Source organism: Serpentinimonas maccroryi (assembly GCF_000828915.1).
Lineage (GTDB): Bacteria > Pseudomonadota > Gammaproteobacteria > Burkholderiales > Burkholderiaceae_C > Serpentinimonas > Serpentinimonas maccroryi.
In genome coordinates this window covers 1-16,368 of sequence record NZ_AP014570.1, presented here as the reverse complement: position 1 = coordinate 16,368, position 16,368 = coordinate 1, and the positions used below count along the sequence as shown (strand labels likewise).

General features: G+C 63.1%; 20 protein-coding genes and 2 pseudogenes. 13 read left to right on the top strand and 9 right to left on the bottom strand.

The annotated features are described in order from the left end of the window. Positions 1-319: 319 nt before the first annotated feature. From SMCB_RS12040 to SMCB_RS12030, 3 genes are all read right to left on the bottom strand, one after another. Positions 320-535: a chromosome partitioning protein ParB gene (locus SMCB_RS12040; protein ID WP_029463546.1), complete on the bottom strand. Its 216-nt coding sequence runs from the start codon at positions 533-535 to the stop codon at positions 320-322. Positions 536-555: 20 nt separating this feature from the next. After that, complete coding sequence (parA, locus tag SMCB_RS12035; protein ID WP_029463545.1) at positions 556-1,185, bottom strand: ParA family partition ATPase; 630 nt, start codon at positions 1,183-1,185, stop codon at positions 556-558. A gap of 169 nt (positions 1,186-1,354) precedes the next feature. Further along, positions 1,355-1,963 carry a recombinase family protein gene (locus SMCB_RS12030; RefSeq protein WP_029463544.1) on the bottom strand — a complete coding sequence of 203 codons (609 nt, stop codon included), beginning with the start codon at positions 1,961-1,963 and terminating at the stop codon, positions 1,355-1,357. A 204-nt stretch (positions 1,964-2,167) separates the two neighbouring features. Here SMCB_RS12030 and SMCB_RS12025 point away from each other — a divergent pair, with 204 nt between their 5' ends. The 8 genes and pseudogenes from SMCB_RS12025 (at position 2,168) to SMCB_RS11990 (ending at position 7,695) form a co-directional block, all read left to right on the top strand. Continuing rightward, positions 2,168-2,458, top strand: a complete 291-nt coding sequence (locus tag SMCB_RS12025) for a CopG family ribbon-helix-helix protein (RefSeq protein ID WP_029463543.1) — start codon at positions 2,168-2,170, stop codon at positions 2,456-2,458. After that, a complete protein-coding gene (locus SMCB_RS13160) occupies positions 2,458-2,703 on the top strand; it encodes a type II toxin-antitoxin system RelE/ParE family toxin (RefSeq protein WP_231851300.1) in 246 nt (81 codons plus the stop codon). Before SMCB_RS12025 ends, SMCB_RS13160 begins: the two co-directional genes overlap by 1 nt. Continuing rightward, a pseudogene (locus tag SMCB_RS12015) lies at positions 2,588-3,133 on the top strand (IS91 family transposase); the annotation flags it as partial. The gene SMCB_RS13160 and the pseudogene SMCB_RS12015, both read left to right, overlap by 116 nt. 368 nt (positions 3,134-3,501) lie before the next feature. After that, positions 3,502-4,056: a type 2 periplasmic-binding domain-containing protein gene (locus SMCB_RS12010; protein WP_045538176.1), complete on the top strand. Its 555-nt coding sequence runs from the start codon at positions 3,502-3,504 to the stop codon at positions 4,054-4,056. Continuing rightward, positions 4,053-5,309, top strand: coding sequence for a DUF6421 family protein (locus tag SMCB_RS12005; protein WP_052369219.1), 1,257 nt, complete (start codon positions 4,053-4,055; stop codon positions 5,307-5,309). The genes SMCB_RS12010 and SMCB_RS12005 overlap by 4 nt, the downstream gene beginning before the upstream one ends. After that, positions 5,306-5,785, top strand: a complete 480-nt coding sequence (locus tag SMCB_RS12000) for a nuclear transport factor 2 family protein (protein ID WP_045477517.1) — start codon at positions 5,306-5,308, stop codon at positions 5,783-5,785. The genes SMCB_RS12005 and SMCB_RS12000 overlap by 4 nt, the downstream gene beginning before the upstream one ends. Before the next feature lie 13 nt (positions 5,786-5,798). Further along, positions 5,799-6,410, top strand: a complete 612-nt coding sequence (locus tag SMCB_RS11995) for a LysE family translocator (protein ID WP_029463538.1) — start codon at positions 5,799-5,801, stop codon at positions 6,408-6,410. 55 nt (positions 6,411-6,465) lie between these two features. Further along, the gene (locus SMCB_RS11990; RefSeq protein ID WP_268747546.1) at positions 6,466-7,695 is read left to right on the top strand and encodes a transposase; all 1,230 of its coding nucleotides are present in this window, start codon (positions 6,466-6,468) and stop codon (positions 7,693-7,695) included. Positions 7,696-8,739: 1,044 nt separating this feature from the next. Here SMCB_RS11990 and SMCB_RS11980 read toward each other — a convergent pair. Next, entirely contained in the window at positions 8,740-9,402 is a 663-nt protein-coding gene (locus SMCB_RS11980; protein WP_029463535.1) for a hypothetical protein, read from the bottom strand. A gap of 1,585 nt (positions 9,403-10,987) precedes the next feature. Here SMCB_RS11980 and SMCB_RS11975 point away from each other — a divergent pair. From SMCB_RS11975 to SMCB_RS11955, 5 genes are all read left to right on the top strand, one after another. Beyond that, positions 10,988-11,236, top strand: a complete 249-nt coding sequence (locus SMCB_RS11975) for a type II toxin-antitoxin system ParD family antitoxin (protein WP_029463534.1) — start codon at positions 10,988-10,990, stop codon at positions 11,234-11,236. Continuing rightward, complete coding sequence (locus SMCB_RS11970; RefSeq protein ID WP_029463533.1) at positions 11,233-11,520, top strand: type II toxin-antitoxin system RelE/ParE family toxin; 288 nt, start codon at positions 11,233-11,235, stop codon at positions 11,518-11,520. The genes SMCB_RS11975 and SMCB_RS11970 overlap by 4 nt, the downstream gene beginning before the upstream one ends. 281 nt (positions 11,521-11,801) lie before the next feature. Further along, positions 11,802-12,530: a DNA-binding protein gene (locus SMCB_RS11965; protein ID WP_034112471.1), complete on the top strand. Its 729-nt coding sequence runs from the start codon at positions 11,802-11,804 to the stop codon at positions 12,528-12,530. Between the two features lie 186 nt (positions 12,531-12,716). Then, positions 12,717-12,974, top strand: a complete 258-nt coding sequence (locus SMCB_RS11960) for an AbrB/MazE/SpoVT family DNA-binding domain-containing protein (RefSeq protein ID WP_029463531.1) — start codon at positions 12,717-12,719, stop codon at positions 12,972-12,974. Further along, positions 12,971-13,366, top strand: a complete 396-nt coding sequence (locus tag SMCB_RS11955) for a PIN domain-containing protein (RefSeq protein ID WP_029463530.1) — start codon at positions 12,971-12,973, stop codon at positions 13,364-13,366. The genes SMCB_RS11960 and SMCB_RS11955 overlap by 4 nt, the downstream gene beginning before the upstream one ends. 508 nt (positions 13,367-13,874) lie before the next feature. On the opposite strand, the pseudogene SMCB_RS13155 reads toward SMCB_RS11955, so the two are convergent. From SMCB_RS13155 to SMCB_RS11935, 5 genes and pseudogenes are all read right to left on the bottom strand, one after another. After that, positions 13,875-13,980, bottom strand: a pseudogene (locus SMCB_RS13155) (type II toxin-antitoxin system RelE/ParE family toxin); the annotation flags it as partial. Continuing rightward, positions 13,980-14,300: a BrnA antitoxin family protein gene (locus tag SMCB_RS11950; RefSeq protein ID WP_045538175.1), complete on the bottom strand. Its 321-nt coding sequence runs from the start codon at positions 14,298-14,300 to the stop codon at positions 13,980-13,982. The gene SMCB_RS11950 and the pseudogene SMCB_RS13155, both read right to left, overlap by 1 nt. Further along, a complete protein-coding gene (locus SMCB_RS11945; RefSeq protein ID WP_029463528.1) occupies positions 14,260-14,538 on the bottom strand; it encodes a BrnT family toxin in 279 nt (92 codons plus the stop codon). Before SMCB_RS11945 ends, SMCB_RS11950 begins: the two co-directional genes overlap by 41 nt. A gap of 579 nt (positions 14,539-15,117) precedes the next feature. Next, positions 15,118-15,402, bottom strand: a complete 285-nt coding sequence (locus tag SMCB_RS11940) for a hypothetical protein (protein WP_029463527.1) — start codon at positions 15,400-15,402, stop codon at positions 15,118-15,120. Further along, the gene (locus SMCB_RS11935; protein WP_082027494.1) at positions 15,399-16,355 is read right to left on the bottom strand and encodes a replication initiator protein A; all 957 of its coding nucleotides are present in this window, start codon (positions 16,353-16,355) and stop codon (positions 15,399-15,401) included. The genes SMCB_RS11940 and SMCB_RS11935 overlap by 4 nt, the downstream gene beginning before the upstream one ends. Positions 16,356-16,368 lie beyond the last annotated feature (13 nt).

Here is a 16,368-nt window from a genome sequence, read left to right as displayed (position 1 = left end):
CTTTAGCTGTAGATGCCGGCGGCGTGTACGCGCTGCGCCAGCTGGCGCACGTCGCCCCCCTCTCTCAATCTAGACAGCAGGTCGCCAACCTGCTGCGGGCCGTTGCTGCGCTTGGTCATGTGTTTTCCCCTGCTTGCTGGGTTGGCGTCATGGTTCCAGCCCCATGGGCTTTGCTTGGCTTAGGCCAAGGGATGCCCAAAAAATGCGATTGACCGCAAAACAGCGCGGGCAGGCCGGGCTGCTGCTCAACACACCGGACTTTTTTGCCTGTTCTGTGGCCGCCAAAGCTGCACAAATACTCATTTGCTTTTACGCTCAATTACTCAGGCAGTCTGCCAACGTACTCGGTCAATAGCTCTTTGATGGTCTTACCCTGCTTGGCCGCAAAGATCTTCAGCTTCGTGTGCTGCTCGGCCGGCAGCTCGAAATTCACGCGCTTCGTGCTGGCCTCGTCGGCCAGACTGGCAAGGGTGGCAGCCTTGTTGCTCCGGGCGCTCGGGCGGCCGGCGGTTAGAGTATTAACTGATTTGCTCATTTTTTCAATTCCTCAAATTATCAAATGAGTTTTTGCTTAATCTCGTTCGCCAAGGCGTGGACCTCGGCCGCTGCATCGCCGCCCGGCTCGGAATCCATGACGGTGGTGCCGACGGCGGCAGTGCCGGGATAGCTCACGCGCTGGGTGATGCGCGACGCTAGGATGGGTAAGCCATAACCCGTCAGCGCGTCGGTGACTTCGCCGCCGATGCGTGTGCCCTTGATGGCTCGGGACACCACAAAGGCTGCTTGCAGGCGACCGTCTGTGACCTCGATGCGCTGCTTGACCAGATCCACCAGGTCAGCGGTAGCCCAAATGTCGTAAGGACTGGGTTGCACCGGGATCAGCACAAAGTCAGCCGCCTTGATAGCAGACACAGCCAAGTCGGCAGCTTGGGGGGCGCCGTCGATCACGACGAAATCCTTGCGGGCGATCTGCTTTAGATCGCGGTCGATGGTCGGGCGGTCGATGCCGACCACGGTTAGCGGTTGATCCTCCCGCACCGCCGCCCAATCGCGGGCACTGCCTTGGGGGTCGGAATCGACCAGCAGCACGTCAGCGCCGGCAAGCTGCAAGGCGCGGGCAAGGTGAGTGGCGATGGTCGTTTTCCCAGACCCACCCTTTTGGTTCAGCACGGCGATAACCTTCATTCGGGCTCCTGTGTAAATGCGCCAATGATTCTAACTTCATAGCATCATACCACAAAACGTAAATGAGTAAAGAAGTTGATACTCATTTCTTCATGCTTCGACTGCGGGTTAGTTCGCCTCGCATCGCGCATAAAGCCCCCTTCATCTCGCTAGGTGTCGGCTCCCTCACCTACCTGCTGATGCTCTCGCTGTGCCCCAGCGCCCGGTAGAGCGTCGAACGATGCACGCCCAGCAAGGCGGCTGCATCCTTCACGGTGCGCCCGCTCTGGTCGATCAGTTCGCGGGCATGGGCAATCTGTGCCGGGGTGAGGGTGGGGCGGGGGCCAAACTTCACGCCCCGCGCCTTGGCCGCCTCGCGGCCGTACTTGGTGCGGTCGATGATCAGAGAGCGCTCAAATTCGGCAATGCCGGCAAACACGGTCAGCACCATGCGCCCAGCCGGGGTGGTGGTGTCGGCCCACGGCTCGGCCAGGCTGCGCAGGCCGGCACCGACGGCATGGATGCGCTCGGCAATGTCCAGCAGATCGCGCGTGCTGCGGGCCAAGCGGTCAAGCCGGGCCACAGTCACCACGTCACCGGCGCGCAGGTGATCGAGCAGCCGGGCCAACTCAGGCCGCTCGCGCCTGGTGCCGGTGATCTTCTCGGCGTAGATGCGGGAGCATCCAGCCGCATGCAGGTCGGCGCGCTGGTTGCTCAAGTCCTGGCCATCGGTGCTGACGCGGGCATAGCCCAGCAGCAAGCGCCCGCCCTCTAGGTCGAGCGCAGCAGGTGTGTTCATGCCCTTCATGGTCAATCGTCTCCGGTTTTAGTCGCAAGTGTTCGCAATTATGCAACTAAAACATGCAACACGGCCACGCTTAGCAAAAAAATCCGCAGCACGGCCTGTCGCACAACTTAGGACTTATGCGACGCCGCAAGACAACTTCAGCGCACCAGGCAGTGTGCTACCATGCACTTATCGTGTAACACATAAGGGCGCGCTATGAGCGATGCAACATTTACCTTCAGGGTCGACGAATCCTTGAAGTCCGAGTTCTCCAGCGCAGCCAAAAACCGCGACCGCAACGCCGCGCAGCTTCTGCGCGACTTCATGCGCGACTTTGTGCAGCAGCAGCAAGAAGCAGCAGCGCATGACGCTTGGTTCCATCGCCAGGTGCAAATCGGCCTAGATTCGGCCAATGCCGGCAACCTGATCCAGTCAGCCGAGGTCGAAGCCGAGTTTGCGGCCAAGCGGGCAGCAACACGTCGTCGGCTTGAAGCCTCTGCCGAATGATGGAATTGTTTTGGACGCCCGAGGCGACGCAAGACCGCGACGAAATCTATAACTACATCGAGGCCGACAACCCGGCCGCCGCGCTGGCCCTCGATGAACTGTTTGCAGAGAAAGCCGGCCGCCTGGTCGATCATCCCGGCTTGGGCCAAGCTGGTGCCCCCGCCGCGCACGCACCGCCACCGCTACTTTGGCGTGCTGGCACCGAACTCACCCTTGAGGCCTGCCGTCACGGCGCTGGCGCGTGATGCAGCGGTGAAACCGGCGCAGGTGCAAGCCGAGCCAGCCAGCACGGCTGCAGGCGAGGGCGCACTTGGGGTAAGAAGCCCACTGCCAACCCAGACCGAGCCCGCCCAGCCGGTGCCACCCAAGCGCCCGGCGCACTATTTGTGGGCGGTGCTGATGGCCCGTATCTACGAGGTGTTCCCGCTGCTGTGCCCCATCTGCGGCGGGCAAATGCACATCATCGCCTTCATCACACACAGTGCCGATATCCGCCAAATACTGGAGCACATCGGGGTGGAGACGGAGCCGCCGCACATCACCCCGGCACGCGGGCCGCCACTGTGGGACGAGTGCGACGCGCAAGCCGCAGAGGGCGTGGAGCCAGCCCCAGACTGGGATGAAGCGACCCAACCGGCCCCGGACTTCGAGGTCGATCAGCGCGTCAGTTGGTAGGGTGGCAACAGCGGTTAACAGTGGTTTTGCCAACGTTGCGAGGCAGCGCTGCGCCTGTCACCGCCAAAAACGGGTCATACCGAAAAATCTCGGGCAACTGGCTTTGAGAAATCAACCCAGCAGTCCCCTGTGTGCATGCCTGAGACGCCCCAAACGTGTGCCATACTTGTGCTCATGCGGTTGGATTTCCTATCCCCGCAATGGCCCGCGACGTCGCGCTCGCGCGAGTGTGCCGCGACGTGCCTCGCAGGCGCCTTGCCTCGGCGCGCATCTTTTCATAGAATGAACAGACCTAAACAACCAGCAGATTGACAAGGATAACAACCGTGGCATTGTGGTGCAATCCATGATTACAAAGGAGATGCACCATGTCGTCCCCTCCCGCAGAACTCGCGCAGCTGACGGCCATTCACACGCTCGGACCCACCGGCACCAATTGCGAAGCGGCCGCACGGCACTACGCGGCGAGCCGGGGCCTCTCGGTCGAGATCGTCCTCCATCGCACGCTCGAGGAGGGCATGGCCCGCGTGCTGGACGATCCGCGCTCCGCGCTGCTCGGTTGCGTGGTCTATCCGGATCTCCACGGCCTCGTCTTTCCCTATCTCGACCGCATGGTGCTCGCCGACCAGTTCCTCTTCGATACGTTTCCGATGCTGCTCGCGGCGCGCGAGCCCGGCGTGCGGCCGACCCGCGTCGCCTCGCATCCGGCGCCGCGCGCGCTGGTGCCGGCGGGCGTGGAGGTCGTGCTCGCGACGAGCAACGCCGCCGCGGCGCGTTCCTGCGCGGCGGGAGAGGTCGACGGCTGCATCACCACTCGCCCTGCCGCGGAGGCGAACGGGCTCGCGATCCTCGTCGATCACGGCCCGGTGCCGATGGGCTTCACCATCCACGCGCATCGCGCTCTCGCGAGGAGGGCGGCATGATCGGGAGGCTCGTCGAGGACGTCGCCCGCGTCGGCGCGGCGCAGGAGCCCGACGGCGGATTGCGCGCGGACGCGGCGGGCGAGGCCGCGCGGGCCGCGCTGCCGGCTCTGGCCGAGGAGGCCGCGCGGATCGCGGAGGGTCTCGGCGCGCGCACGTATGGAGAGGCGCTCGTCGCCGATACGCGAGACTGGCTGGCGCGGGGCGCCGATGGCCGGCCTGATTTCTCGCGCTCGCGGGACGCGCTTCGCGCGCCGGAAGACGAGCGCCCGTTCTTCTTCTTCGGCCCTTTGCGCCTGGCGAACGGGGGGCGCGTCGGCTACCGGTTCGAGTGCTTCCTGGCGCTGCGCGAGGAGCCGGGGGACGCGCCCTATCGTGCCCTGTACGCGGGCTTCCCGCACCCGAAGAACATCTGCCAATCCGCGCATCTGATCGCCGGCTCGCCGGGCCTGACGCGCGGCAACAACATCGTTTTCTTTCCCGAGAACATCGCCGCGCCCGACGTGCCCGACAAGCAGCTCTACGCGCTGTTCTTCTTCAACAAGTTCAAGGCGATCTACGAGACGATCACGATCCCCTCGTGGGACCGCGTCGGGCGGCCTGAGGCGCTCGTCGCCTCGCGCGGCGCCGACGCGCGGGACGTCTACGAGGCGCGCTGCGTGTGGGGCTACCTGCACGATTACTTCCACCATCGCGGCCCGCGCTCCTTCGACGAGCACATCGGCGTGAAGACGCGCTGGTTCACGGGCCTCCTGGAGGAGCTGAAGGTCGATCTGCAATCCTTCCGCGTCTGCCGGGCGGGCGGCGTGCCTCATGGCGCGATGGTGGCCGAGTTCATCCTGTTCGACCGCACGATGCGCTATCCGGGCGAGCCGGACTGGTCGCGCAATTTCGATTCCGGCACCGGTCTCCTCCTCCTCGCCTATCTCGCCGAGGCGGGGGCGATCGGCGTGTCCTCGACGGGGCGGCTCGATGTCGATCTCCTCGCCGTCGAGGCTGCGGGCGCACGCTTCGCCGCCGAGGTCGAGGCGCTGGAGCGGCTCCCGGACGCGGATTACCTCGAGGCGGCCGAGGCGATGGTGCGCCGCTACCTGCCCGCACCGGGCCCGGGCGAGATCCGCTTCGGCGTGCCCGAGATCCTGCGTGGCAGCCTCTTCCACGATCTCGTCGGACGCGCGCCGACGATCGCCTTCAGCCTCGACGAAGGCGCGCTCGGCGAGAAGCTGCGCCCGCAGGCCCGGAGGCTCGCGGCATGAGCACGAGCGCGGTTCCGAGCCCGAGCGCATCGCCTCTCGCGAGCGCCGTCGCCCGCTATTTCGAGGCCTGCAACAGCGGCGACCGGGACCTCTTTTTCGGCCTCTTCGCGCCCGATGCGGGCCATTACCTCCCCAAGGGCATGTTCGGCCCCTTCCACGACGTGGAGAGCCTCTTCGCCCGCTGGCGCGAGGACGCGGCCAGGACCGGCGCCTATTGGATCGCCGATCGGGTCTACGCGGACGATGCGGCCCGCACCGCGATCGCCGAATGGACCGCGGTCAAGCCGAAGGACGGCGTGTATTTCCGCGGCGTCGACGTCTTCGCCTTCGACGAGCAGGGGCGAATCGTCGAGGTTCGGGTGTACTACGCCTCTCCGCGCGACCCCTCGATCGGCGACAACGAGCTCGGCGGGTACGATTACCACGACGGGGGCTGGCACGTGCCGGCCGCCCCCGTCTCCGCTCACGGCACTTGACGGACGACCTCACATGGCGACGAGCGCCTGGCTCCTCGCGATCGTTCTCTTCGCGATCTCGACGAGCTTCTCACCGGGACCCAACAACCTGCTCCTCGTCACGTCGGGCGCCAAGTTCGGGCTCTCGCGCACCTGGCGGCACATCATGGGCGTGGCCTTCGGCTTTCCCGTGATGATCGCGATCATCGCGATCTTCCTCGGCGCCGTGTTCCAGGCCCTGCCCTGGCTGCACTACGCGCTCAACTACGTCGGCGCGGCCTATCTCCTCTACCTCACGTGGAAGCTCGTGATGGCGGGCGGCTCGATGGAGGAGGGCAATGTCGGCAAGCCCATCGGCTTCGTCGAGGCGGCGCTGTTCCAATGGGTGAACCCCAAGGCCTGGGTGATGGCGACGGGCGCCATCGCGGCCTACACGACCACCGCCGGCTTCGGATTCGAGGTCGCGGCGATCGTCGCCGTGTTCACGCTGGTCGGGCTCGGCTCGAGCGTGACCTGGGCGTCGTTCGGGAGCTTCATCGCCCGCTTCCTCCACACGCCCGCCCGCATGCGTGCCTTCAACATCGTGCTCGGCCTGATGCTGCTCGCCTCGATCGTGCCGATCCTGATGGCGCGCGCGCCGGGGTGACGTGCGGCGCGGATCGGTGTAACCGGGGCTCCATACCGGAGCGTCGAGAAGAACCATGTCCGATCCCGTCACCGTCGAGATCACCCGCGGGCCGCTCGTCGAATCGCGCCATCGCGTCGACGTCTGCGTCGTCGATGCGCAGGGCGGGCGCGTGTTGGTGCGCGGCGACGTCGAGACGCCGGTCTTTCCGCGCTCGGCGGTGAAGGGCATCCAGGCGATCCCGCTCGTCGCGACGGGGGCCGCCGAAAGGCTCGGCCTCACGGATGCGCATGTGCACTTCCATGTCTGCGCAGTCGATGGCGTGTTTGAGGAAGTGGCGGGCGAGGAGGTCGATGCTGCTGATGCAGCTTCTCAAAGCTCACCATCGCGCATCATCTTCCACCCCGCCACCGGCGTGACTGCGGATGCCGTGGGTCAGGTGCAGGCCAGCTTACGCAAACGCATCCTGCGCGCCTTTGTCGGACGGGGCCTGCTGGAGAGTTTCGAGGCCCAAGAGATGCTGGGCTACAAGCACAGCGGGTTTTCGGCGGACACCAGCGTGTGCATAGCGGCGCACGACCGCGCCGGGCTGGAGCGGCTGCTGCGCTACTGCGCCCGCCCGCCGTTTGCCATGGAGCGGCTGCGCAAAGCGGGCAGCGAGCTGGTCTACCGCTGCGCCAAGCAGCACAGCGAGCCCGGCAGCCTGCCTCACAACAAGCGCGGCGTAAAGGCCGATGAGATCACCCTCACCCCGCTGGAGCTGATTGAACGTATCGCCAAGCTGGTGCCCCCGCCGCGCACGCACCGCCACCGCTACTTTGGCGTGCTGGCACCGAACTCACCCTTGAGGCCTGCCGTCACGGCGCTGGCGCGTGATGCAGCGGTGAAACCGGCGCAGGTGCAAGCCGAGCCAGCCAGCACGGCTGCAGGCGAGGGCGCACTTGGGGTAAGAAGCCCACTGCCAACCCAGACCGAGCCCGCCCAGCCGGTGCCACCCAAGCGCCCGGCGCACTATTTGTGGGCGGTGCTGATGGCCCGTATCTACGAGGTGTTCCCGCTGCTGTGCCCCATCTGCGGCGGGCAAATGCACATCATCGCCTTCATCACACACAGTGCCGATATCCGCCAAATACTGGAGCACATCGGGGTGGAGACGGAGCCGCCGCACATCACCCCGGCACGCGGGCCGCCACTGTGGGACGAGTGCGACGCGCAAGCCGCAGAGGGCGTGGAGCCAGCCCCAGACTGGGATGAAGCGACCCAACCGGCCCCGGACTTCGAGGTCGATCAGCGCGTCAGTTGGTAGGGTGGCAACAGCGGTTAACAGTGGTTTTGCCAACGTTGCGAGGCAGCGCTGCGCCTGTCACCGCCAAAAACGGGTCATACCGAAAAATCTCGGGCAACTGGCTTTGAGAAATCAACCCAGCAGTCCCCTGTGTGCATGCCTGAGACGCCCCAAACGTGTGCCATACTTGTGCTCATGCGGTTGGATTTCCTATCCCCCTTCCTGGTCTCAATGTTCCTCGGTGGCAAGAGTGAAATCGTTGGGGGTGTGGTGACCGTTGGCTGGCTTGCCGCCTCCGCAGGCTGGATTTACCACGCCTTCCAATACAACGGGAAGGTCTGGCCTTCGCTGAAAGCCACTTGGGACAATTCCTTCCTCTGCAACCGCTGCAACGAGATGTTCTGTCTCGGCAACTAAGCCCGCGTGCGACCGTTGGTGGCAAAAAGGCATAACCCTGCGGTCCACCGGACGCTGCGCGATAAAGCCGCGCAGCGCCGGTGACCTCCACGTTAGCCGTCGCACAGCGCCGCAGAGCATGCTGTCCCCCTTCACTCCACGCCAGGGCCAGTACCTTGAGTTCATCTACTTCTACCCTGAATCCGTGACCTCAATTTAGCCACCCCCACGCGCCCGCCCAACCGCTGCCAGAAACAGAAGTTTCTCGCATTTTTCCCGTCCAGCGAGCCGTGCGAAGGCTTGGCGGTGTTCACAAACACCCCTTACCGAGTAACGCTGTTCATGCATGTGTGTTTCTGAAATCAGCATCTCGGCTGCAAAACGGACGACCGGCCGAAGTCGCGGCCGGACTACTGGAATCGGAAGCTGGATGGACGGCCCTAGTAATTTTGGAGTGCGAAACACGCGACCCGCAGCGCCTCGCCGCGCTGGCGGCCAGCATCAAATAGAAGGGCAAGCACATGGGCAGGAAGGAAACCGAAAAAGCGATTACAGATAGCCGCTCCGACCGCGTGACGCGGGGTGGCTCGGTAGACAAGCTGCTGGCCGATGACTGAAGCCAGGGATTCCGGACGGGTTCAATTCTCTGCTCTTTTTGGCTTGCGCGGCTCACTTGGTCAAGCCCCGATCCGCACTGGCGCGAAAACCAGCGATGATCGGTAATTTATCCGGGTCTGGCCCCGTGTAAGGCACCTTGTACTTGCGCTCGATCAGCTTTTTGAGCGAGCTTATCTCTTGCTTGAGTTGCTTCCTGACCCCGGCATAAGCGGGGTATAGCTCTACAGCTTCGCGCATGTGCATCATTGCTGCGCTGGCCTTTTGCTCTTTAATGAGTTTGAGCCAGTAGCGCGCCTGCGGCGCGATTACTTCTGGCGCAAGCCTCCAGCTCAGCGACGTTTGCCTGTCGCTGCCGACTTCATTCGACAGCACAAAATCCTGCACGCGCTTTAGCGGCACCCACTTTTCACGCCGCCACTGCGCGTCTTTGGGGAGTCGGTCATCAAATGCGGTCGATAGCAACACAATTTGCCGTGAGTGCGGTTGACCTAATACAGATAGGTCAAGCGCAACAGCACTCGGTAGGCCTTTGAGCTTGCGGGAATAGCGTTTCCAAGCGGGAAAATTGACGCCATAAACCTCGATGAATTTCTCCATCAGGCTATCTCGTTTGTCGGCGTGAACCACGATCGGGCACTCTGTCGTGAGCACGTAGCCGCGCTGGAAGTGCAGCAGCACGGCTTGCAGGCCGGTGGTGAGGTCATAAATTTTCATGGCGCTTCGTTATCAGTCGGGGTCGGGGCAAGAGTAGCTGCATGCACGAAGTGCCGAGGCGTCAAGCCGTCGTCGCTAAGTCATTATAAGCAGCGTGTGTACGGCTATCAAGGCCGTCTGTGCGAAGCACACAAATGAAGGGGGTAAGGCGGGTCTAGACCCGCCGTCCTTGCCGCGCCAGCGGCACATATCAGACGCCGGAGTGAGCCCCCGGAACCACGTCTATCGCTCACCTGGTTGCGTGGAACGCATCTCTGGGGCCCCTGGTGCGGGCACGCCGCTTGCACTATGCGCATACTGTGCGCATAGTGCAGGCTGCCACCTGCATTACGCTAACAGAGAATTGTCGATAACACACACACCGCACGCGCAATGCGTGCCCACCGCAAGAAATGCCACTTGCGGGAGATCGATTGGCGCCCGGTGCGAGCTAGTAGCCGCACGCCGGGTGCGAGGGAGTATGCGTAGGACTAATCCGCGAAAGCGAGTAACCCCTGTGCATCAGCCCATGCCAATTTGATTTGTGAATAGGTGCGTAAAGTTAGGAATACACGGACCCAGCAATGGACGCTGGGACACGGGATGCTCGAGAGGGTATAACGTGATTGGTGACGGCATACGTAAAGCGCGGAGAGAGCGCATCGCACGATTGACCAAGCGGTCAAGGCGTTGCGGGGCACGAGCTGGCGCAAGCTGGCGAGGTCACGGGAAGCGAAGCCGGAAAAGCACCCCGAAAGGGTGCGAACCAATGGTGAGAAAAATAAGAATAACGTCGCGTGGTAGGGCTGAAATGCCTGCACACCTGGTATCACAGCGCAGTACTGAGTAAGGGAGCCGCTTGACCCTCTTCGAGCCCCCGAAATCGAATCTGCTGAAAGGCGGATAGAAAGCCGAAAGGCTAGGTACTATTGCTGCGGGAACGCGACATCCATCCAAAAACCAAGTGTATATCTGAAACTGACTCTGTCTGCGACGGTCGCGTGTAGGCACACGCGGCGCGGGAAGCGAACCCGAAAAACTAATCGTGACGGATGCGTAACTGACCACGTTGAGAGCGTTGTCCGCAAGGACATTTGGCCACCGAAAGTGAGCAGCGAGTCCGGGAAAACCGGCACGTGAGGCAGCGAGTCGATCGTTATAGTGAGTGTGTGTGTTTGAAAGCCCTGGCAGGGGCCGACAAAGATAACTACAGCAAGCGTGGCAGCGAAGCGTAGTTGAGCGCAGTGAATGCGCGGCGAGAAGTGTAATCGTGTGAGTCAAGAAAACCCGGCGCAAGCCGGGGCTGCGGCATGCGCGTTGCGCATGACCTGATCTACACCCCCGGCCGTTGGCTTGGGGGAATCTAAGTTGCGGCGCAAGCCGCAGCTCAAGCGTGCGCGATTTTCGCGCGATGTTCAATCAAACCCCCGGCCCGATGGTCGGGGGTTTTCTTTTGTGCGCCCGGCACGGGCGCTTTCTTGGTGGTGCAAGTCCCGCCGTCAGGGCGAGTGGGTGAGAAGCAACCGCCACGCCCCGTGCGCCCGCAATCCTCCCAACAGGATGTACCAAAGGTTGGTATTATTGGCGCGTCAACAGGAGAACGCTCATGAGCCGAAACACATCCGTATCCCTCGGGACGCACTTCGCCAGCTTCATCGATGCCCAGGTGCAAGGCGGGCGCTACGGCTCGGCCAGCGATGTTGTCCGGGCAGGCTTGCGGCTGCTGGAAGAGCACGAATCCAAGGTGAAGGCGCTGCAAGATGCTCTACGCGCTGGCCTTGAATCCGGCGAGCCGCGCGCGTTCGACTTCGAGGCCTTCAAGGCCCGTAAGCGTGCAGGGCTGCAGCCGCAGTGAAGGCTGTTGCGTTCTCGCCAGCGGCGCAGGCCGACATTGGCGAAATTTGGGACTACAGCGCCGATAGGTGGGGGCCAGACCAAGCCGACAACTACATCGATGCCATTCGGGATGCGTGCTATGCGCTGGCCCGAGGGACAAAGCACGGTCGCCCGGCCGAGGTGTTGCCGGACTTCCAAAAGTACCTGTGCGGCTCGCACGTAGTCTATTTTCTGAATTACCCTGACCATCTGGACGTGATTCGAGTCCTGCATCAACGGCAGGACGCTGAGCGCCATCTTTAGCCCAAGCCGGGCGCTGTCCATCTCGAGCCTGCTGCGCTGCGGGCTTCCTTGGCTTGCTCCTAGTGGTGCTTGACCTAGTGCGCCATAGTGACAAATATGGCTGCTGCAATTTGACCTAGGCAGCGCTGTCCAACGGGGACCGGCAGCCGGCGGGCCAGTTCCAGCGTGTCACCCGGTAGGCCGGCGGCGGGAAACCCCTCCAAAATTTGTTTGTTTGTTTATTTCTTTATTTGTTTGTTTGTTGTGCTATACTTTAGGCATCGTCCACAAAGGAGCACGCCATGCGTCCAACCGAGTTCCCCGCAGAGGCCATCATCGCGGCCGGTCAGTCCCTACAAGCCGCCGGGCGCAATGTCACCGGTTTTGCGCTGCGCCAACGGGTCGGCGGCGGCAACCCGGCGCGGCTGCGTCAGGTGTGGGATGAGTACCTAGCGAGCAATACCACCGCGCAGGCCCAGCCGCTGGCCGAGCTGCCCGTGGAGGTCGCCGACGAGGTTGCAGCGGTCACGGCGGCGCTCAAGGAGCGCATCACCACACTTGCAGTCGAGCTCAACGACAAAGCCGTCAAAGCTGCCGAGCGCCGAGTGGCCGAGGTTGTGCGCGCCGCCGGCGAGCAGCGCGAGCAAGCCGAACGCGAGCTGGCTGACGCCACCTCCACGGTTGACGACCTCGAGAAAACGCTGGATGCAACCAGGTCGGAAGTCGAGGCCTTGGGCGGCAAGCTCACCGATTCGCAAGCCCACGGACAAGCGCAGGCGGTCGAGCTGGCCCAGTTGCGCGAACGGCTCACCGCTGCGGAGCAATCGATCAGATCCGACGCCGAGGCCTTCGAGCGCTTGCGCACCGAGCTGGCCCAAGCACGCAGTGAAGCGCAAGCAGCGCGCGAGGATGCGGCGCGCTTGCGCGGCCAGGTCGAGGCCCTCGAGGGCCAGCGGGCCGAGCTGGTGCAAGTCTTGGCCGAACGGCCAGTGGCGGCACCCAAGGCTGAAAGGCCAGCGAGCAAGGGTTGAGCTGGGTGCTGTGCGCTGCACGCTGCACCCAGTGATATGAACTACCCCACCCTTTGCTCAGCATAGGGTGGAGTCCGGGTCGGCGGCGAAGGCAGAGGTAAGAAGTAGCGAACAGGACATTCCTTGTAACGCACTCCTTACTAAATTAAACTTGAAAGACATAACCAACCTCAAAAGGAAATGACGATGCTCGCCACACTCACCAGCAAGGGACAAGTCACCTTGCCCGCGCCGATCCGCGCCGCGCTCAGGCTCGATGCCGGCGCACGTCTCGACTTCGCCTTGCAGGACGACGGCTCGATCCGCGTCGTGCCGGTTTCGCGCGATCCGCTCGCTGTCTGCGCCGTGTTGCCCAAACCGCTGCGCGGGCCAGTCAGCGTTGCGGACATGCGCGCCGCAGTCGCCGGACGTGCCGCAGAGCGCTTTGCGCGGGGCGCCAAGTGATCGGTCTCGACACCAACGTGCTGGTGCGCGTGCTGGTCGACGACGGCTCGGCGGACGTGACCAAGGCGCGCAAGTTCGTCGCCGCACAGGCGGCGGAAGGGTGCGATTTCTTTGTCGATACGGTCGTGCTGGTCGAGATGGTCTGGGTGCTTGAAACCGTGTTCGGTTACGGGCGCACCGATATCGGCACGGCTATCGACGCGATACTGGGCAACGCCGCCTATGTCGTCGATGGACGCGAAACCGTTGCGGCGGCGCTCGCACTGTTCCGCAACGGAAAGGCGGACTTCTCCGACTGCCTGATCGTCGCGCGCAATGCGGCGGCCGGCTGCACCGGCACGGCCTCGCTCGACAAGGCCATGCGGCCTTTGTCCGGCGTTATCGCGCTCTGACCTTTTCACCCGGCGACCCTCCTGCCCTGCCGCCAGGCACCCGCCCCCATGACCAGCAGCAGCGTGAGGATCACGCCCAGCGCCAGCGAAACCGCAGCAGGCGGCAACTCCACCGACTGGCGCGCTGCGCACGCAGCGGACGGGGGCGGAGCCCCGCCCCCGGCGCTAGCGGCCAGCGGCCGTGCAAAACCGCATTGTCCACCGCGCGCGGGCGCGCCGTGGACAACCCGCGCCGGGGCGCGGGACTGCGGTTTCGCCCCGCCTGACGCTCCCCCACCCTGTTTAACAGATACCAAATACCGGAGCGGGCGGCCAAAAGAGCGGCGACTGCCTGTCCATTTATCGTTACACAGTTACGATAAATCAAGGGTGCCGCCGCCGGTGTAGGGGCCAGCAGGGCAGGCGCAGTCCAACCGAGCAACCGCAGCCCAGCCCGCATACAAACCGATAGGTGCCAGCGCAGGCCGGGTGTAGCTTGTCGTGCAGTGCAGACACCCCGCCCCGCGTGCTACGCCGTCACTGGTGGCCACCGGCGGGCGGGTATGCACCAAGGCCAGTATCCAAACCGTGCTGCCGTCGATCTCGTACACCAGCCTATAGCTTTCATGCGCTATCACTTGGCCTGAGCCTTGTGCGCCTCGACGTAGGAGCGCAAAACGGCGTTCATGCGCGACTGGTAGCGCTTGCCGGCGTGCTTGAAGTACGCCAGCACGTCGGCATCGATGCGCAGCGTCACTTGCTTCTTGGCATGGGGCAGCTCTGCCGCCGCCTTCATCCAGACCGCATCGGGTAGTGCAGGTGCGTCGCTGTAGTCGATCTGCTCATCGGGCATCGAGGCCACGGCAGCCAGTCGCGCCTTTTGCTCGGTGCCCAAGCGCGGCGGTCGCTTGAGGTCAAGGGTGCGCTTGACGATAGTGCTTTCTTTCGCTGGCATTGGCTTTCCTTGCTGAAATCAGGCGGATGGTGTGCTCGTGTCGAACGGTATAGACCACGTAGAGCACGGCGCAGTAGGCCAAGCCGATCGTGGCCCAGCGGTCCTCTCCATAGTCTGCGCGCCCGTCGTAAGCCTCGACCCGGTTGGAGTCGTAAAAAACCAGCGCGGCATCTTCGAAGGAAACGCCGTGCTTGGTCAGGTTGCGCGCCGCTTTGTCGGCGTCCCATTCGATCTCCATGGTGGCCGTAGTGTAGCTGCGTTTTGTAGTTACGCCAAGTCCTGCCAGCGCACGCCTAGTTGGGTGCTGTACCCTGGCCTCTCTGGCGCGTTTTTTGGTGTCGATTGATACCTCGGGCATCACCAAGCTCATAAAAACGCTTCTAGGCCAGTTTTAAGCCGTTCTTGGGCGTGCGGCAGCGGAGATCGAAGCTGCCGCCGTCACCCACCCATTGTTAAACCGGCTGTTTGAATACAAAAGCAGGCACGCCCGGGCAGGGTTTGAGCGCGTGCTCGCGCGATTGTGGACGTCGAGCGGCGCAGCGGGGGGGCGCGTTAGCGCCTCTTTACATCCCCCCCCGCTTGCGGGGGGGCTGTTGGGTGCTGTCCGTGGACGTGTGTGCGTGTGCTCGCGCGCGCATGCGAGTTAAAACCTTGTTAAAAGGTTAAAGCGCGCGCGCATGTTACGGGTTGAACAACCTCAACCAAGTCAACGGGTTACACAACGTTTGCGCGTGTGAAACCGCGATAGTGGGCGCGTGTGAAACCGCGAGGAATGCGCGTGTGAAACCGCGAGGAATGCGCGTGTGAAACCGCGAGCTTAGACCGACTTATCCACAGTTTTCGGCGCCCTTGGCTTGCGCCCCTTGGGGGCCTTGGGGGCCTTTTTCTCGGGCTCGCTCCGGGTCGGCGGGTCGCCAATGATCGCAAACTTGTAGTCTGTGCCCTTGGCATTAATTTCGTCTATCGAGGCAAACAGCGCGCCCACAATATTGGTCACCATCTGCGACACGTCGCTGTCCGGCCTAAACACTCCAGCTATGGCCAGCGCCACGGATGGCATCCCGTTTTCTTCACCGATGGTCACTGTAAAAATTCCGCTCATTTCTTGCCTTTCAAGATGCAGTTTGCAAGCTGCTGTATGTCTCGCGTGTAGAAGCGCACTTTGCCGTCACTGGTGAGAGTCAGCCGGTACTCTGGTAGTGTGTCGGCTTTGATGATGGTCTCCAGCTCGGCGCGGAACTGGCGCAGCCGCGCCACTGTACTACCGCACTTGTCGCGCAAGGCTTCAAGCCCGATGTCCCACATCCCCTGCGCCCCCGTGTGCTTGCGCGCTATCTCGTACAGGCGGCGCTCCAAGGGCTTGCGCAGCCTGAAATAGTCGCGGCTGATGGTCAGCACTTCTTTCGCGTTGATCGCGTTAAACAGCCAGTCCGACAGCTTCACCTCGACGGCTACCATGCGGCTGTCGCCGGGCGCCTTCTCGACGACTTCCCAAGTATCGATGATGCCAAAGCCCTTAGCCGCCCTCCCGCCCTTCTTGCCAGTCACGATGTTGGTCGTGATCTGCGTGCCCGCCAGCCGGTTGAGCGCGTCACGCAGCCGCTCGTAGTCGTCGCCTCGCGTGTTTCGGTTCGTGGCCACTAGGAAATCGTATGCCGTGAAGCGCACCACGCGCTGGAGCTTCTTGCCTGCGTTGAGCGCGGCCACTAGCTGGCTGGTGCAGTAGATCAGCACGTCCTTGTCGTGCTGGGTGGCGCGCCCGTAGAAGCCGGGCGCAACCTCGACGGTCTTTTTGCCGTCGCTGCTCGTCCAGCGCCAGAGCTTTTTGTCCTCTCTCGTGGTGAGCGAAAAAATGGGAGCCTCCATCGTCGCCTGGTCGTCTTTGAGCGCGTAATCCACCAAATCCGCTACAAAGAAATCCACCTGCTTGTGCTTATCTGGCAGCAAGCCCCCCAGCTTCATTGCCTGCGCATCAATCTCTTCTTGCGCCCTTTTCGCTCGCGCCTGCCTCATCATCTCGACTCGGGCAGCAACAACATCTGCGGGTGGGATCATTTTTCGACTCCTT

What these genes read in the sequence shown, in the direction of transcription:
- SMCB_RS11950 (WP_045538175.1), bottom strand. Translation starts at nt 14,300, where the DNA reads ATGCCAGCGAAAGAAAGCACTATCGTCAAGCGCACCCTTGACCTCAAG.
- SMCB_RS12000 (WP_045477517.1), top strand. Translation starts at nt 5,306, where the DNA reads ATGAGCACGAGCGCGGTTCCGAGCCCGAGCGCATCGCCTCTCGCGAGC.
- SMCB_RS13160 (WP_231851300.1), top strand. Translation starts at nt 2,458, where the DNA reads ATGGAATTGTTTTGGACGCCCGAGGCGACGCAAGACCGCGACGAAATC.
- SMCB_RS12005 (WP_052369219.1), top strand. Translation starts at nt 4,053, where the DNA reads ATGATCGGGAGGCTCGTCGAGGACGTCGCCCGCGTCGGCGCGGCGCAG.
- SMCB_RS12040 (WP_029463546.1), bottom strand. Translation starts at nt 535, where the DNA reads ATGAGCAAATCAGTTAATACTCTAACCGCCGGCCGCCCGAGCGCCCGG.
- SMCB_RS11965 (WP_034112471.1), top strand. Translation starts at nt 11,802, where the DNA reads ATGCGTCCAACCGAGTTCCCCGCAGAGGCCATCATCGCGGCCGGTCAG.
- SMCB_RS12010 (WP_045538176.1), top strand. Translation starts at nt 3,502, where the DNA reads ATGTCGTCCCCTCCCGCAGAACTCGCGCAGCTGACGGCCATTCACACG.
- SMCB_RS11960 (WP_029463531.1), top strand. Translation starts at nt 12,717, where the DNA reads ATGCTCGCCACACTCACCAGCAAGGGACAAGTCACCTTGCCCGCGCCG.
- SMCB_RS12025 (WP_029463543.1), top strand. Translation starts at nt 2,168, where the DNA reads ATGAGCGATGCAACATTTACCTTCAGGGTCGACGAATCCTTGAAGTCC.
- SMCB_RS12030 (WP_029463544.1), bottom strand. Translation starts at nt 1,963, where the DNA reads ATGAACACACCTGCTGCGCTCGACCTAGAGGGCGGGCGCTTGCTGCTG.
- SMCB_RS11945 (WP_029463528.1), bottom strand. Translation starts at nt 14,538, where the DNA reads ATGGAGATCGAATGGGACGCCGACAAAGCGGCGCGCAACCTGACCAAG.
- SMCB_RS11995 (WP_029463538.1), top strand. Translation starts at nt 5,799, where the DNA reads ATGGCGACGAGCGCCTGGCTCCTCGCGATCGTTCTCTTCGCGATCTCG.
- SMCB_RS11940 (WP_029463527.1), bottom strand. Translation starts at nt 15,402, where the DNA reads ATGAGCGGAATTTTTACAGTGACCATCGGTGAAGAAAACGGGATGCCA.
- SMCB_RS11990 (WP_268747546.1), top strand. Translation starts at nt 6,466, where the DNA reads ATGTCCGATCCCGTCACCGTCGAGATCACCCGCGGGCCGCTCGTCGAA.
- SMCB_RS11975 (WP_029463534.1), top strand. Translation starts at nt 10,988, where the DNA reads ATGAGCCGAAACACATCCGTATCCCTCGGGACGCACTTCGCCAGCTTC.
- SMCB_RS11980 (WP_029463535.1), bottom strand. Translation starts at nt 9,402, where the DNA reads ATGAAAATTTATGACCTCACCACCGGCCTGCAAGCCGTGCTGCTGCAC.
- parA (WP_029463545.1), bottom strand. Translation starts at nt 1,185, where the DNA reads ATGAAGGTTATCGCCGTGCTGAACCAAAAGGGTGGGTCTGGGAAAACG.
- SMCB_RS11935 (WP_082027494.1), bottom strand. Translation starts at nt 16,355, where the DNA reads ATGATCCCACCCGCAGATGTTGTTGCTGCCCGAGTCGAGATGATGAGG.